This is a genomic window from Synechococcus sp. H60.3 (assembly GCF_047462295.1).
Classification (GTDB): domain Bacteria; phylum Cyanobacteriota; class Cyanobacteriia; order Thermostichales; family Thermostichaceae; genus Thermostichus.
The window spans coordinates 1-1,019 of record NZ_JANSIY010000215.1 but is presented as its reverse complement, the minus strand read 5'-3'; the positions used below and the strand labels follow the sequence as shown (position 1 = coordinate 1,019).

Here is a 1,019-nt window from a genome sequence, read left to right as displayed (position 1 = left end):
ACCGGACGGTTCTTTTGGCGGGCAACCTTGCGCGAGCCTGCAACCCGCCTGCACACCTGTTGTGCCAGGTTGCTGGAGAGCCCAAAGCGGGTACGAATTGCGCGGTAGCAGAGCGATTGGAGCTTGACGGCGTTGACCACCTTCTCTGGTGTGTTTTGGTTGACCCAGTAAGGCCTCCGGCCCGCTGGCGCGAGGAGTGCTTGTGCAAAGGCATCCTGAGTCGCATCCAGCTTGGCGGCTTGCGACACAGACACCTTGAGCTTGCAGGAGATAGTCAGGACTTGGGCCATGTCACGATTATACGTTTATACGTTGTCCGCATTCCTCTCGACCCTGACCGGCCCCCCTCCCCCCGTATACGGGGGTACAGGGCGGGGCTCCTGCGGTTTCTGGCTGACATTGGGGGGACGGCTAGCGCAAGCTTGCGGCCCTTCCTCCTGACACTTTCCTTAGGGGTTGCAACTTGCTGTCACCGGCTGAGGAAGGCAGATCCCGACCTAGAGTGGACATGAGATAATGTCAGCTTGCAAGCCTGTTGTAGAACTACTCGACAGGGATCCCCCCATTGCCGAGTTGAGAGGAAACCCCGCTTGGTTGCCCAAACCTTTGACCTGAAAGTCTATCTGAGCCAGCGTCAGCAACAGGTGGAAGAGGCGCTTTCTGCAGCTCTGGTTCCCGCCTATCCGGAGCGCATTTACGAGGCGATGCGCTACAGCCTGCTGGCGGGGGGAAAACGCCTGAGGCCGATCCTCTGTCTGGCGGCCTGTGAGTTGGCCGGCGGCTCCGTGGAGCAGGCCCTGCCCACTGCCTGCGCCCTAGAGATGATCCACACCATGTCGCTGATCCACGACGACCTGCCGGCCATGGACAACGACGATTTTCGCCGCGGCAAACCCACCAACCATAAGGTGTTCGGCGAAGACATTGCCATCTTGGCGGGAGATGCGCTGCTGGCTTTTGCCTTTGAGCATATTGCCAGCCAAACTCAGGGGGTACCGCCGCAGTTGGTGCTGCAAGTC

The 1,019-nt window shown here is 60.0% G+C and carries 1 protein-coding gene and 1 pseudogene; one reads left to right on the top strand and one right to left on the bottom strand.

Features of this window, described 5'->3' with window-relative positions; translation table 11 throughout:
• Positions 1-290: pseudogene (locus NW841_RS12870) on the bottom strand (RNA-guided endonuclease TnpB family protein); the annotation flags it as partial.
• 300 nt (positions 291-590) lie between these two features.
• On the opposite strand from NW841_RS12870, the gene NW841_RS12865 reads away from it, so the two are divergent.
• On the top strand, positions 591-1,019 hold a 429-nt coding region (locus NW841_RS12865; RefSeq protein ID WP_414386783.1), incomplete at its 3' end, for a polyprenyl synthetase family protein.